Here is a 13,787-nt window from a genome sequence, read left to right on the forward strand (position 1 = left end):
CTGTCATGAAAAAGAGTCTGTTGCTGATCGCCGCCATGGGTCTGCTGAGCACTTCTGTGCTGGCCAAAGAGATCAAGTTCGCCACCGAGGCAACCTATGCGCCGTTCGAATACCTGGATGACAAGAACGAGTTCCAGGGGTTTGACATCGATCTGGCCCGCGCGGTCTGCGAGCAGGCCAAGCTGGAGTGCAGCTTCCACAACCAGGCCTTCGACAGCCTGATCCCCAGCCTCAAGTTCCGTCGCTATGATGCCGTCATCGCCGCCATGGACGTGACCCCGGAGCGGGCTGCCCAGGTCGACTTCTCCGATATCTATTACGAGAACTCCGCGGTGTTCGTCGCCAAGAAAGAGACCTTCAAGGGGCCGGACGATCTGGTGGACAAGACAGTCGGCGTGCAGAACGGCACCTCTCACCAGTCCTATCTGGTGGACAACTGGGTGAGCAAGGGTCTGCTGACCGTGCCCTACGCCAGCTACCAGAGCGCCTTCCTCGACATGATGAATGGCCGCACTGACGGCGTGTTTGCCGATACGGCGGTGGCCGCGGACTGGCTCAAGCAGCACAAGGAATACGCCGTGGTCGGTACCCCGGTGACCGACGCCAAGTACTTCGGTACCGGTTTTGGCATCGCGGTGGCCAAGGGCAACCAGGAGCTGCTGACCCAGCTGAACAAGGGGCTGGCCGAGATCAAGGCCAACGGCACCTATCAGAAGATCTATGACAAGTACTTCGCGCAGTAAGCCATGTTGAGCCTGTTGTTGGATGCAGCCTGGATGACCCTCGGGCTGGCCCTGGCATCCCTGGTCGGTGGCATGGTGCTGGCACTGGCATTCAGTGCGGCTGAGTTGAGCAAGCAGCGTGCGTTGGTGTGGCCCGTGGCCACCCTGACCACCTTGATCCGTGGTCTGCCCGAGTTGTTGGTGGTGCTCTTCATCTACTTCGGCTCGACCCAGGTGCTGTTCCTCATCACCGGGGAGTATGTGGAGTTCAGCCCGTTCGCCTGCGGTGTGTTGGCGCTCTCCCTGCTGTTTGCGAGCTACGCCACCCAGACCCTGCGTGCCGCCCTCAATGCGGTGCCCCCTGGGCAGCGGCTGGCGGCGCAGGCGCTCGGCCTTGGCAAGGGGCACACCTTCTTTCGCATCGTGCTGCCCCAGGCCTGGCGTCACGCCCTGCCCGGGCTCGGCAACCAGTGGCTGGTGCTGCTGAAAGACACCGCCCTGGTCTCCCTCATCGGGGTGAACGAGATGATGCGTCAGGCACAGATGGCTTCGGCCAGCACCTATCAACCCTTCACCTGGTACGCCGCTGCCGCCCTCATCTATCTGGCCATCAGTCTGGTGAGTGAATTCGGCTTGAAGCAGGCGTCCCGCTATACCCGCCGTTACGGAGGCTGACCATGCAGGATTACCTGATGACCCTGCTGGGAGGGCTGGCGATCACCTTGCAGCTCACCGTGTTCAGCTTGTTGCTGGGCGTGCTGATGGCGGCCGGCATGACCTGGGTGCTGGAGCGTCGCATTCCGGTGGCGACCCAGCTGGTGCAGCTCTGGGTACTGGTCTTTACCGGTACGCCGCTGCTCATCCAGATCTTCCTCATCTACTACGGGCCTGGCCAGTTTGAATGGCTCAAGGCGGGGCCGCTCTGGCCGCTGCTCAAGCAACCCTGGTTCTGCGCCGTGCTGGCGCTCGGTTTCAATACCGCAGCCTACTCCACCCGGCTGTTCAAGGGGGCGCTCGACGCCATCCCCGCCGGCGAGGTGGAAGCCTGCCGTGCGCTCGGCTTCTCGGCCGGACAGACCCTGTGGATGAAGACCCGCCATGCCGCCCGTCGGCTGGTCCCCGCCTATTCCAACGAGGTGATCCTGGTGCTCAAGGGGAGTTCGCTCGCCAGTACCATCACCATCATGGACATCATGGGGCTGGCCCAGCGTCTCAACGCCCAGACCTATGACACCCTGGCGGTGTTCACCGTGGCCGGGGCCCTCTACCTGACCATGAATGGATTGTTAACAATTGGTTTCCGCTGGTGTGAGCGTCGGGCACTGGCTTTCCAGTCCTGAAGCAGTCACATTTACCTCTTAATGGTAAGGGGAGCACAGGAAATCTGTGTCTTTCCTCCCATTTATCGCATATTCCTCTCCGCTTTCATCGCCGCTTGTTCCCTGGCTCACAGAACCCGTGATTACAACTGTTATCAGATTGTTTTTTAGGAGGGGATCCTTTAAGGTGAGGCGCACAATAAGAATCAGCGTTAACCCAACTAGAAACAACCTTAAACCTACGCTTAGACATGGAGTTGATCATGAAAGTTGCCGTTCTGGGTGCCGCCGGTGGCATCGGCCAAGCCCTCGCTCTGCTGTTGAAAAACCGCCTGCCTGCCGGTTCCGAACTGAGCCTGTATGACATTGCCCCGGTCACTCCGGGCGTGGCGGCGGACCTGAGCCACATCCCGACTGACGTGAAAGTAAAAGGTTTCTGCGGTGAAGATCCGAGCCCGGCTCTGGTCGGCGCCGATGTCGTGCTGATCTCTGCCGGCGTGGCGCGCAAGCCCGGCATGGACCGTTCCGACCTGTTCAACATCAACGCCGGTATCGTCAAGAATCTGGTGGAAAAGTGTGCTGCTTCCTGCCCGAAAGCACTGATCGGCATCATCACCAACCCGGTCAACACCACGGTCGCCATCGCCGCCGAAGTGCTGAAGAAAGCCGGTGTCTATGACAAGCGTCGCCTGTTCGGCGTGACCACCCTGGATGTGATCCGCGGTGAGACCTTCGTGGCCGAAGCCAAGGGCCTGAACGTTGACAAGGTACGTGTCAACGTCATCGGCGGTCACAGTGGCGTGACCATTCTGCCGCTGCTCTCCCAGGTTGAAGGCGCCAGCTTCACCGCTGAGGAAGTGGCTGCCATGACCAAGCGCATCCAGAATGCCGGTACCGAAGTGGTGGAAGCCAAGGCCGGTGGCGGTTCCGCCACTCTCTCCATGGGTCAGGCAGCCTGCCGTTTCGGTCTGTCGCTCATCAAGGGTCTGCAAGGGGAAGCCAACGTCATCGAGTGTGCCTATGTGGAAGGCAACGGAGAGCACGCCACCTTCTTCGCGCAGCCGGTGCTGCTCGGCAAGAACGGTGTCGAAACCGTGCTGGACTACGGCAAGCTGAGCGCCTTCGAGCAGGAAGCGATGGACAGCATGCTGGCCACCCTGAAGGCCGACATCCAGCTGGGCGTCGACTTCGTCAAGTAAGTCTCTACGTCGACCGCAAGGGGAGCCCAGGCTCCCCTTTGTCATTTTCGGGGCTGGGTGTGGCGGGCTAAGGAGATGGCCCTGGCTGCCGATAACAGAAGGCAGCAGGAGATCCCTATGATAAAACCAAGAACCCTCATCGCCATTATCGGTGTGTGCAGCTTCCCTTTGCAGGGTGCGGAGCCCACCTCGGCCGCTGCGCAACCCCAGGCGGTGGCGGCTGCAGCCGCGCCGCCATCCGCGGCGTCTGCACCCTTGTCACCGGCCTCATCATCGGCCCAGCCAGCCCTGACGCCAGCTTCTTCTGTCGCCACGTCATCCCTCCCTGTGTCAGCAGTGCTAGCCCAGGCGCCATCCGCATCCATACCTGTACCGTCCGCACCTGCAGCTGCGCCGCTGCCCAGGGCGACGACGCAGGCATCCGCTGCTGCGGGAGAGTTGCAGGCCGTGCCGCTCTATCGCCAGGACGAACTGCTCAACTGGATAGAGCAGGGGCGCCATCTGGCCCGGGTGAAGCAGGACAGGTGCCAGCTCACCCAGGATATCGAGGCGCGGGCCTCGGTGATGAAGATCCCTGCCTATCAGTTCCTCTGGGGGGACATGCTGGCGTGGGGGGTTTGCACCAAGCCGGACGCCCAGATCGGAGTGCAGTACATGTGGGAGGCCGCCAACCAGGGGCTGGCACCGGCGCTGGAACAGCTTGGCCGCTATTACTGGAAGGGGATCCTGGTCCAGAAGGATCTGGTGAGGGCCGAGACCCTGATGCGGGAAGCCGCGAGCCTCGGCTTCTTACGGGCACAGATGGAGTGGGTGGAGATGTTGCTGCAGGGCATGGGGAGTCCGCTGGATTACGAGGAGGCGTATCACTGGCTGCACGGCGCCGTCATCGGTGACAAGGCCATGCACCAGAAGGCGGCGAGCCTGCTCAGCAGGCTCGGCAACCGGATGCCCGCCAATGCCATCGCCCGTGCCAAGGCGATGCACTGAGTTCTGGTAGCCCGCTTTGATATTACAAGGCCCACGAAGCTGTGCTTGTGGGCCTTGTGCATTTTCCCGGTCAGGGGAGGGATCAGAGGCCCTGATGGGGGCCGAAGACCTCGTAGTGCATCCGCTCGGCAGGCACGCCCACATTCTCCAGCTGAGCTTTGACTGCCTTCATGAACGGGACAGGGCCGCAGAAATAGTAGTGGGCGTCGGCCGGAATGAGGTCGGTGACCTGCTCCAGTGCCAGAGTGCCGCTGAAGTCGTAATCCTCTCCTTTGACATCCTGCTCCCCCGGCTCCCGATACCAGATCCGGCTCTCCAGTTTCCCGTGTTGCCTGCTCTTTGCCCGGATCTCGTCCCTGAACGCGTGGTGGGCGCCATGTTCGCAGGCGTGAAGCCAGCGAATATCCATATCCGGGCCATCGGCCAGCAAGTGGTTGAGCATGCTCAGCATGGGGGTGAGGCCGACCCCGGCGGAGATCAGCACCACAGGCGTGTCTGTCTCCTCTTGCAGGAAAAAGTCGCCGGCCGGCGGCATGATGTCGAGCGTGTCACCGATGTGAAGATGATCATGCAACAGTTTGGAGGCCTGACCCCTGGGTTCGCGCTTGACGCTGATGCGGTAGTCGCGGCCATTGGGGGCGTCCGAGAGGGAGTACTGGCGGATCTCCTGATGCTCGAGGGCGGGATGAACCAGCTTGATACTGAGATATTGCCCCGGTTTGAAACGCAAGACGGGGTTGCCATCGAGGGGGGCCAGGACGAAAGAGGTGATGAGTTCACTCTCCTGACGCTTCTCCTTGATGATGAAAGGGCGGGTTCCCTGCCAACCACCGTCCTGGCTTGCCTTCTCCCGATAGAGCTCGCTCTCCCGGCCGATAAAGATGTCGGCCAGCACACCGTAAGCCTTGCCCCAGGCGGTAAGTACCTCCTCCGTGACAGCGTTGCCACCCATTTCTTTGAGCGTGGCCAAGAGATGACTACCCACAATGTGATATTGTTCCGGCTGGATCAGGAAACCCGTGTGTTTGTGGGCGATGCGTTCAACGGCTCCGGCCAGTGCCCCCAGATTGTCGATGTTCCTGGCATAGGCCGCCACCGCACTGAACAGTGCCAAAGGCTGTCCCCCGCTACGCTGGTGAGCCAGGTTGAAGACATCCTTCAACTCGGGATTGTGGCTGAACATGCGCTGATAAAAGTGCCGTGTGAGGTCAGGGCCCGCCGATTCGAGCAAAGGAATGGTGCTCTTGATGACGGCGATGGTGGCTTGGTCTAACATAGGAGGTCCTTTCTAATTGAACATCTGGAATGTCACTTATTAAGTTGCATCCTAAATGTTTAATTGATCTGGATCAATCATCAATTCTTCGCGCTAGGCGCTACAGGCACTATGAGACTAACGAGCTATACCGATTTTGGATTGAGAGCCCTGCTCTATCTGGCCACCCTGCCGGAGGGGGAACTGTCGAGCGTGGCCAAGGTATCCGCCTTGTACGACGTATCCCGCAACCACATGGTGAAGGTGGTGAACCAGTTGGTAAAACTGGGCTATCTGCAGTCACAACGCGGCAAGAATGGTGGCATCCGCATGGCGCGCTCCCCCGACGAGATCAATATCGGGCAAGTGATCCGGGCGTTGGAAGGCAATCTGGACGGGATCGACTGCAGCTCCCCGGTCTGCCATATCGTCTCCGTCTGTCTGCTCAAGAGTGCCTTGAAGGAGGCGATGAACGCCTTCCTCGCGGTGATGGATGGTTATACGCTGCAGGATTTGCTGGCAAACCGTGACGAGTTGCAGCAGGTGTTCGGTGAGCTCATCCCCACTCTGGTGCTGGAGCCGGATGACGAGAGCGAGTGAAACAAAAAGGCTGCCATTGGCAGCCTTTTTTCAATCCTCGTACCCTGAATCGTCCCGGTACAGGTGAGGCATGATCCTCGCCATCTTCACCATGTTGTTCTCCACTTCGAGAATTTCGATAGGGTAGCCCGCCAGCCTGACACTGATGTTGGGTTGGGGGATCTCCTCAAGGTACTCCAGGATGGCGCCATTGAGGGTCCGTGGGCCGTCCATGGGCAGGTGCCAGTCCATCTCCTTGTTCAGCTCGCGGATGCTGGCGGAGCCTTCGACCAGGAAGGAGCCGTCCGGCTGGGGATGGATCTCGTCACTCGGGGTCGGTGTCATGGAGGTGGTGAAGTCACCGACAATCTCTTCCAGGATGTCGTCCAGGGTGATCAGCCCCTGAATATCGCCATATTCGTCGACGATAAGGCCAATTCGCTCCTTGTTGCGCTGGAACTTGGCCAACTGCACGTTGAGGGGGGTCCCCTGGGGGATGAAATAGATGGGGTCGACTTCCCGCAGCAGGCTGGACTTGCTGAACTGATCCCGGGCGACCAGTCTCAGGGCGTCCCGTGAGTGCAGGAAGCCGACGACGTCATCGATGTTGTCGCGATAGAGCAGGATCTTGGTGTGGGCGCAGTGGGCCAGCTGGCGCAGTATGATCTTCCAGTCGTCATTGATGTCGATGGCGGAGATCTCGCTGCGCGGGACCATGATGTTCTCCACCGTCATCTTGTCGAGATCCAGAATGCTTATCAGCATCTCCTGGTGGTGCTTGGGAATGAGATTGCCCGCCTCATTGACGATGGTGCGCAGCTCTTCGGAATTGAGGGAGTCATCCTTGTTGTGCTCGAGACGCAAGAGTTTCAGCAGCAGGTTCGTGATGCTGTTGATGAGCCAGACAAGGGGGGCGAACGGCACCATCATCCCCTTGAGGATCCAGGAGGCAGGGTAGGCTATCCGCTCGGGGAACATGGCCGCCAGTGTCTTGGGGGTGACTTCCCCGAATACCAGTACCACCAGGGTCAGCCCGAAGGTGGCAATGGCGACGCCGAGATCCCCGAACAGCCGGATGCAGACGATGGTCGCGATGGCGGAGGCCAGGATGTTGACCAGATTGTTGCCGATGAGAATGAGGCCAAGCAGGCGGTCCGGCCTGGCCAGCAGCTTCTCGACCCGGCGGGCAGCCTTGTGCTTGGTCTGGGCCAGATGCCGCAGCTTGTAGCGGTTGAGCGACATCAGACCTGTTTCGGAACTGGAGAAGAAGGCTGACAAAAGGATCAAGATAACGAGAACAATCAGCAATGTACTCGTTGAGATACTGTCCAAGAAGGGCTCCTGTAAGGATGGTTGGGGAATGTTCGTGTGTCAGCTAAGCAGCACTTCCTTGACGAAACGGCTGCCAAAATAGGCCAGTGTCAGGATGAAGCTGCCGATGAGGCTCAGCATGATGACCTTGCGGCCGCGCCAGCCACGGGTATGGTGACCCCAGAGCAGCAGAGCGTAGACGCACCAGGCCAGGATAGAGAGGATGGCCTTGTGGGACTTGCCCTGGGCAAACATGTCTTCCAGGAAGAACAGGCCGGATGCGATGGAGAGAGTCAGCAGCAGCAGACCTGCGGAAATGAGCTGAAACAGACGCTTCTCCACCGTCATCAGGGGTGGCATAGCTGGCAGGTGACTGATCTTTCTGGATTTCAGTTGCCTGTCCAGGCAGGCAAGCTGGAGGGCAAACAAGCAGGCGATCATCAGTACCGAATAGGCCATTAGCGCGAGGCCTATGTGCAGCAGTAACTGGGGGTGCGCTTCCAGATGGGTGATGTAGCGCCCGGGAATGAGCGCGCTGGCTGCCAGCAGCAGGGCTGAAAAACTGTAGACGACGGGCAGCAGGATCCAGCCGTTGAAGCGTCGGGTGACGCAGGTCATGAAGCAACTGATGATAAGGCTGACCAGGGACGCCACGTTCAACATGCTGAGATTCTGGCCGGAATGGGTGGCCAGCACTTCGCTGCCCACCGCCATGCCATGGGCGGTCAGGGCCAGGCCGACACAGGCGAACAGCGATACTTGCCCGACGGGCTTGGCGCTGAGCAGCAGGTGCAGTGAGGCGATGATGGCCAGCAGGTAAAACGCCAGGGCCAGAACAGAGATCACGATCATAACCAGGTCGTTGTCAAACAAGCTTTATGGATAAGAGGGGCAGTATACCTTGCACAAGATATGCTCGCCAGTTGTGCCAGAGGCTAACTGCCCACATATAAGTAGGCGTTGATGGTCACCGTGCGGCGAATAATCGTCCTCCGGCGTTGACTGGGGTATACTGCCCTCCATTTGTTGACCTGCCCGTTCGATGGCAGGCCGCCGCGGCAAGCGGCGAGTAATCGTCCCTAGAGTGCTGACCGGGGTATAATGCCCCCAGTGTCACGCCAAGAACCGGAAAGCGTCATGTTTGAGAATTTGACTGAACGACTCTCGCGCACCCTGCGCAACGTCAGCGGCCGCGGCCGTCTGACCGAAGAGAATATCAAGGATACCCTGCGCGAAGTCCGCATGGCGTTGCTCGAGGCGGACGTCGCCCTGCCGGTGGTGCGCGATTTCGTGGCGCGCGTCAAGGAACGAGCCGTGGGCCAGGAAGTGGCCAAATCCCTGAGCCCGGGCCAGGCCTTCATCAAGATAGTCCATGGCGAACTGGTCACCGTGATGGGGGAGGCCAACGAACAGCTCAACCTGGCTGCCCAGCCGCCGGCCATCATCCTGATGGCAGGTCTTCAGGGGGCCGGTAAGACCACTACGGTCGGCAAACTGGCCAAACTGCTCAAGGAGCGCAGCAAGAAGAAGGTGCTGGTGGTCAGTGCGGACGTCTACCGTCCGGCGGCGATCAAGCAGCTTGAGACCCTTGCGGGCGACATCGGTGTCGACTTCTTCCCGAGTGATGCCAGCCAGAAACCGATCGCCATTGCCACTGCTGCCATCGATCAGGCGCGCAAGAAGTTCTATGACGTGGTGATCGTCGATACTGCCGGTCGTCTGCACGTCGATGGCGAAATGATGGCGGAGATCCAGGATCTGCACGCCACCATCAAGCCGGTCGAAACCCTGTTCGTGGTGGATGCCATGACAGGCCAGGATGCTGCCAATACCGCCAAGGCCTTCAACGAGGCGCTGCCGCTCACCGGTGTGATCCTTACCAAGGCAGACGGTGATGCCCGGGGTGGTGCCGCACTGTCGGTGCGTCACATCACCGGCAAACCGGTCAAGTTCATCGGTATGGGCGAGAAGACCGACGCGCTGGAGCCGTTCCACCCGGATCGTCTCGCCTCCCGCATCCTCGGTATGGGGGATGTGCTCTCTCTCATCGAAGAGGTGGAGCGCAACGTCGATAAAGAGAAGGCGGCCAAGCTGGCCAGCAAGGTCAAGAGTGGCAAGGGCTTCGATCTGGAAGACTTTCGTGAGCAGCTGGCCCAGATGCGCAACATGGGTGGCATGATGGGGATGCTCGACAAGCTGCCCGGCATGTCCGGCCTGCCGGACAACATCAAGGATCAGATGGATGACAAGCTCACCGTGCGGATGGAGGCCATCATCAGCTCCATGACGCCGAAAGAGCGTGCCCATCCCGATCTCATCAAGGGCTCCCGCAAGCGCCGCATCGCTGCGGGCTCCGGCATGCAGGTCCAGGATGTGAACAAGCTGCTCAAGCAGTTCACCGAGATGCAGCGCATGATGAAGAAAATGTCCGGCAAGGGCGGCATGCGCAAGATGATGGGCCAGATGAAGAACATGCTGCCCCCCGGATTCGGTGGTGGCGGTCGCGGTCCGTTCTGATTTTCCTGCTGGTCAGGTAGAAAGGCTCACCCTGGTGAGCCTTTTTCATGCCAATCCCTGCGCAAAAAATAGCTGGCTTGGTTGCAATTATTACGAATCCAAGTAGAATTACGCGGCTTATTTTAAGCTAGGGTCTGCGTATTTGCAGGCCTTGTTCATTAGATGTTTATGAGGACGATATGGTAACCATTCGTTTACAACGTGGTGGCGCGAAAAAGCGTCCGTTCTACCAGGTAGTAGTTGCTGACAGCCGTAACGCCCGTGACGGTCGTTTCATCGAGCGCGTCGGTTTCTTCAACCCGGTTGCTGCTGGTAACGCTGAAAAGCTGAACCTGGACCTGGCTCGTATCGAGCATTGGGTTGCTACTGGTGCCGCTGTTTCTGACCGCGTTGCCAAGCTGATCAAAGACGCTGCCAAAGCTGCTTAATCAGCCAAACGGTAGGGAGTTAAGGTGGAAAAACCTGTAGTTCTGGGCACCCTGGGAACCGTTTACGGGATCAAGGGCTGGCTTAAAGTGAACTCCTTCACCGATGTTGCCGAAGCGATTTTCGATTACAACCCCTGGCTGATCAATCAGAACGGGGCGTGGCGTGAAATCCGGGTGTCATCCTGGAAGCGTCACAACAAGGGTCTGATCTGCAAACTCGATGGTATCGATGTGCGTGAGGATGCCCTGGCATTGACCAACGTCGAGATTGGCGTCCCCGCCGATCTGTTGCCTGCGTTGCCCGAAGGGGAGTTCTACTGGCGTGACCTCATTGGTTGCACCGTGGTAACCACCAAGGGATACGACCTGGGCAAGGTGACCGAATTGATGGAAACCGGCTCCAACGATGTGTTGGTGGTTGAGGCCAATGTAAAAGATGCCTTTGGTGCAAAGGAGCGGTTGATACCGTTCCTGGAAGAGCAGGTGATCAAGAATATTGATCTGACTGCTCGAACAATCGAAGTTGATTGGGATCCTGGTTTCTAGTTTCCCGCGCTAACACGGGTGCCGGAGGTTTCTTATGTGGATTGGGGTCATTAGCCTCTTCCCGGAAATGTTCCGAGCCATTACCGAGCACGGGGTAACGGGTCGGGCCGTCAAGAGTGGCCTGCTGCAGATTGAGTGCTGGAACCCTCGGGACTTCACCCACGACAAACACCGTACGGTCGATGATCGTCCTTATGGTGGTGGGCCCGGCATGTTGATGATGGTTCAGCCGCTGCGTGATGCCATTCATGCAGCCAAGCAAGCGGCGGGAGACGGGGCGAAAGTCATCTATCTCTCTCCTCAGGGACGCAAGCTGACTCAAGCGGGCGTGACCGAGTTGGCGACGAATCAGAAACTGATTCTGGTCGCCGGTCGATACGAAGGTATCGATGAGCGCGTGATACAAACCGAAGTCGACGAAGAGTGGTCTATCGGGGATTACGTGTTAAGTGGTGGCGAGTTGCCTGCCATGACCCTGATCGATGCGGTTTCGCGTCTGGTCCCGGGGGTCTTGGGTGATCAGGCCAGTGCCGAGCAGGACTCCTTCACGGATGGGCTGCTGGATCATCCCCACTATACTCGGCCGGAGGTGTTGGATGGGCTGACGGTGCCCGAGGCGCTGACAAGCGGCAATCACGAAGTGATTCGGCGCTGGCGACTCAAGCAATCGCTCGGACGAACCTGGCAGAGAAGGCCGGAACTTATTAACAACCTAGCTCTGACTGACGAGCAAGAATCACTTCTTGCCGAGTATGTCCGCGAAGTGCGTGACAGCGTTAAGTAGAGTTTTCAGTTTATCCTAGGTAAGGAAAGACAATGAGCAAGATTATTCAGCAGCTTGAACAAGAGCAACTGCGTACCGACATCCCGGCTTTTGCCCAGGGCGACACCGTACGTGTTCAAGTTCGTGTTAAAGAAGGTGGTAAAGAGCGTCTGCAGGCTTTCGAAGGCATCGTGATTGCCAAGCGTAACCGCGGTCTGCACTCTGCTTTCACCGTTCGCAAGATCTCCAACGGCGAAGGTGTTGAGCGTGTATTCCAGACTCACTCTCCGCTGATCCACAGTGTAGAACTGAAGCGTCGTGGTGATGTTCGCCGCGCCAAACTGTACTACCTGCGCAACCTGTCCGGCAAAGCTGCTCGTATCAAAGAGAAGCTCAACTAATTCGATTCGAATTGGTGTCGGTATGTCGGCGAAAAGCTCGACAGGTAGTGAAAAGGCTCGCCAATGGCGAGCCTTTTTTGTATCCGTGTGCGGGGTATTGGCTCAACCGGGCTGGCTGACCCGCACCACCGAGTTGTCACGCCCGAAGGGGCCAGGCACATAGTCGTCCGCCTCCCAGTCGTTGTCATAAAGGGTTTCACCATCGGGTTGCACTAGCTGATAGCAATACTCGAAATGGCTGGGGCCATCGGTCGGCAGGTTGAGTGTCGCCTTGAACTCCCCGTTTTTCATCCTCTTCAGTTCAATGGGCTGCCACTGGCTGAATTCACCCAGCAGCAAGACCTGCTCGGCATCACCGGCGGCCTCCTTTTCGACGGCAAAGGTCACCTTGACCTCGGGACGGGATTTGAGGAATTGCTTGTTGATCGGCATATGGACTCCTTGTCACTGGCTGCGAAGAAAGTAGCGCTGGTTATTTTTATATCACTTTATGACAAGGATGTTGATAAGCAGGATCAAAGGGGGAGGGCAAAATGGCGCTGCAGGAGTTGATGGGTGAACTCGATCTTGAGGTAGAAGCCCCGTGGTAGCGTCATGATGGGTTGGCCATTGCGGCCGATGGCGCGGGTCAGCGCCTTGCTGTTGGCCGCCTTGGGGCGCAGCTGCAATACCTGGCCGTGGCGGGCGCTGATCTGCTCCACTTCCCCCAGCACTATCATGTCCATCAGCTCTTCCCAGTCCTGGCGCAGCAGTCCTTCTTCCTCTTCATTCGGGCTCCATAGCAGCGGCATGCCGACGCGACGGTCGCCGACAGGGATGTCGCGGCTGCCTTCCACCGGGATCCAGAGCACCCGCGACAGCTTGTTGCGCACGTTCGACTCCTCCCAGCGCTGGCCGCTGACCCCGATGAGGGGGGCCACGCAGACAAAGGTGGTTTCCAGCGGGCGCCCTTGAGGATCGACGGGGATCGTCTTGAGCTCGATACCGAGATCCGGAAAATCCTGCTCGGGACGGCTACCTGCACTGGCACCCAGCTGCCACTCGATCAACTGCCCTGTCCAGCCCTTGTCACGTCTGAGATCCCGCGGTACGGGGATGCCCGCCGTTGCGGCAAGCTGGGCCAGAGTGAAGCCCGCCATGGCGTAGGCTCGATTGAGCAGCTCTTGTTCTGACTGGGGATTGGCGGGCATGAGGGCTCCTCTGGAGATAATAGACGTCGCAATACGGATCCTTGCATGGTATCGCTGATTTTATAACCGATCCTCGCCCGACTATACACAGGGAGACATGGATGGCCAAATTCAACATATCCAAATGATTTTAAAGGGATTTACTTTCTTTATCCAGTATATCGGCCCGCCGGATCCCCGCATAAACGAGTTGTCCAAGGGTTTGTGCGAGCTGTTGCACACAGTTATCCACAGAAATCTTGGATAACTGGCGTAAAGTGGTGAAAGGAAGCGTGGCACCAGAAATAAATGTGAGAGTACGCCGATTTTCAGCGCCATTTCGGTGCAGATAATGCGCCATATCTGTGGATAAATCCGTCTTGGTGGATCTTTGAACAGTCGAACTTGTTCACAATTGACAGGCTGGATCCTCTTAGGCAAAAGACATGGATCTTGATCCAGCAATTAAACTATAACCTTATGTATTTAAATGTATATTTTGTTTTTAAGTGAATCGGGTATGATATGCTTCCGTGCAATGCCACAGTATAAAACTACTGTATATACCTGCTTGATCACAGGTTTATGCAC

16 protein-coding genes are annotated in these 13,787 nt (G+C 58.3%); 11 read left to right on the forward strand and 5 right to left on the reverse strand.

Features of this window, described 5'->3' with window-relative positions:
- Positions 1 to 5 precede the first annotated feature (5 nt).
- The 5 genes from ACB037_RS11145 (at position 6) to ACB037_RS11165 (ending at position 4,227) form a co-directional block, all read left to right on the forward strand.
- Positions 6 to 743 (forward strand): arginine ABC transporter substrate-binding protein, encoded by a 738-nt coding sequence (locus tag ACB037_RS11145; RefSeq protein ID WP_010673073.1) that lies wholly within the window; start codon positions 6 to 8, stop codon positions 741 to 743.
- Positions 744 to 746: 3 nt separating this feature from the next.
- Positions 747 to 1,397 (forward strand): arginine ABC transporter permease ArtQ, encoded by a 651-nt coding sequence (gene artQ / locus ACB037_RS11150; RefSeq protein ID WP_042014905.1) that lies wholly within the window; start codon positions 747 to 749, stop codon positions 1,395 to 1,397.
- Between the two features lie 2 nt (positions 1,398 to 1,399).
- Complete coding sequence (artM, locus tag ACB037_RS11155) at positions 1,400 to 2,062, forward strand: arginine ABC transporter permease ArtM (RefSeq protein ID WP_039039976.1); 663 nt, start codon at positions 1,400 to 1,402, stop codon at positions 2,060 to 2,062.
- A gap of 242 nt (positions 2,063 to 2,304) precedes the next feature.
- Positions 2,305 to 3,240, forward strand: a complete 936-nt coding sequence (mdh, locus tag ACB037_RS11160) for a malate dehydrogenase (RefSeq protein ID WP_010673076.1) — start codon at positions 2,305 to 2,307, stop codon at positions 3,238 to 3,240.
- A 438-nt stretch (positions 3,241 to 3,678) separates the two neighbouring features.
- On the forward strand, positions 3,679 to 4,227 hold the full coding sequence (locus ACB037_RS11165; RefSeq protein ID WP_010673078.1) for a tetratricopeptide repeat protein: 549 nt from the start codon (positions 3,679 to 3,681) through the stop codon (positions 4,225 to 4,227).
- Positions 4,228 to 4,309: 82 nt separating this feature from the next.
- On the opposite strand, the gene hmpA is transcribed toward ACB037_RS11165, so the two are convergent.
- On the reverse strand, positions 4,310 to 5,503 hold the full coding sequence (gene hmpA / locus ACB037_RS11170; RefSeq protein WP_371175340.1) for an NO-inducible flavohemoprotein: 1,194 nt from the start codon (positions 5,501 to 5,503) through the stop codon (positions 4,310 to 4,312).
- 111 nt (positions 5,504 to 5,614) lie between these two features.
- On the opposite strand from hmpA, the gene ACB037_RS11175 reads away from it, so the two are divergent.
- Positions 5,615 to 6,082 (forward strand): Rrf2 family transcriptional regulator, encoded by a 468-nt coding sequence (locus ACB037_RS11175; RefSeq protein ID WP_039039978.1) that lies wholly within the window; start codon positions 5,615 to 5,617, stop codon positions 6,080 to 6,082.
- 30 nt (positions 6,083 to 6,112) lie between these two features.
- Here ACB037_RS11175 and ACB037_RS11180 read toward each other — a convergent pair whose 3' ends face one another.
- Together ACB037_RS11180 and ACB037_RS11185 are read right to left on the reverse strand one after the other, a co-directional pair.
- Positions 6,113 to 7,393 (reverse strand): HlyC/CorC family transporter, encoded by a 1,281-nt coding sequence (locus ACB037_RS11180; protein WP_371175341.1) that lies wholly within the window; start codon positions 7,391 to 7,393, stop codon positions 6,113 to 6,115.
- 39 nt (positions 7,394 to 7,432) lie between these two features.
- Complete coding sequence (locus ACB037_RS11185) at positions 7,433 to 8,224, reverse strand: inner membrane protein YpjD (RefSeq protein WP_039040017.1); 792 nt, start codon at positions 8,222 to 8,224, stop codon at positions 7,433 to 7,435.
- A gap of 285 nt (positions 8,225 to 8,509) precedes the next feature.
- On the opposite strand from ACB037_RS11185, the gene ffh reads away from it, so the two are divergent.
- The 5 genes from ffh to rplS all read left to right on the forward strand — a co-directional run bounded on the left by ffh (position 8,510) and on the right by rplS (position 12,027).
- Positions 8,510 to 9,889: a signal recognition particle protein gene (gene ffh, locus ACB037_RS11190; RefSeq protein ID WP_010673083.1), complete on the forward strand. Its 1,380-nt coding sequence runs from the start codon at positions 8,510 to 8,512 to the stop codon at positions 9,887 to 9,889.
- Between the two features lie 179 nt (positions 9,890 to 10,068).
- Positions 10,069 to 10,317, forward strand: a complete 249-nt coding sequence (rpsP, locus tag ACB037_RS11195) for a 30S ribosomal protein S16 (protein WP_010673084.1) — start codon at positions 10,069 to 10,071, stop codon at positions 10,315 to 10,317.
- Between the two features lie 24 nt (positions 10,318 to 10,341).
- On the forward strand, positions 10,342 to 10,863 hold the full coding sequence (rimM, locus tag ACB037_RS11200; protein WP_039039979.1) for a ribosome maturation factor RimM: 522 nt from the start codon (positions 10,342 to 10,344) through the stop codon (positions 10,861 to 10,863).
- A 34-nt stretch (positions 10,864 to 10,897) separates the two neighbouring features.
- Positions 10,898 to 11,647: a tRNA (guanosine(37)-N1)-methyltransferase TrmD gene (gene trmD / locus ACB037_RS11205; protein ID WP_010673086.1), complete on the forward strand. Its 750-nt coding sequence runs from the start codon at positions 10,898 to 10,900 to the stop codon at positions 11,645 to 11,647.
- A 32-nt stretch (positions 11,648 to 11,679) separates the two neighbouring features.
- Complete coding sequence (rplS, locus tag ACB037_RS11210; RefSeq protein WP_005313505.1) at positions 11,680 to 12,027, forward strand: 50S ribosomal protein L19; 348 nt, start codon at positions 11,680 to 11,682, stop codon at positions 12,025 to 12,027.
- A 102-nt stretch (positions 12,028 to 12,129) separates the two neighbouring features.
- Here rplS and ACB037_RS11215 read toward each other — a convergent pair whose 3' ends face one another.
- Positions 12,130 to 12,459 (reverse strand): isoamylase early set domain-containing protein, encoded by a 330-nt coding sequence (locus ACB037_RS11215; RefSeq protein WP_010673087.1) that lies wholly within the window; start codon positions 12,457 to 12,459, stop codon positions 12,130 to 12,132.
- Between the two features lie 83 nt (positions 12,460 to 12,542).
- Positions 12,543 to 13,217, reverse strand: a complete 675-nt coding sequence (mutH, locus tag ACB037_RS11220; protein ID WP_221437170.1) for a DNA mismatch repair endonuclease MutH — start codon at positions 13,215 to 13,217, stop codon at positions 12,543 to 12,545.
- Between the last annotated feature and the right edge of the window lie 570 nt (positions 13,218 to 13,787).

Source organism: Aeromonas sp. S19(2024) (genome assembly GCF_041402625.1).
GTDB lineage: Bacteria > Pseudomonadota > Gammaproteobacteria > Enterobacterales > Aeromonadaceae > Aeromonas > Aeromonas caviae.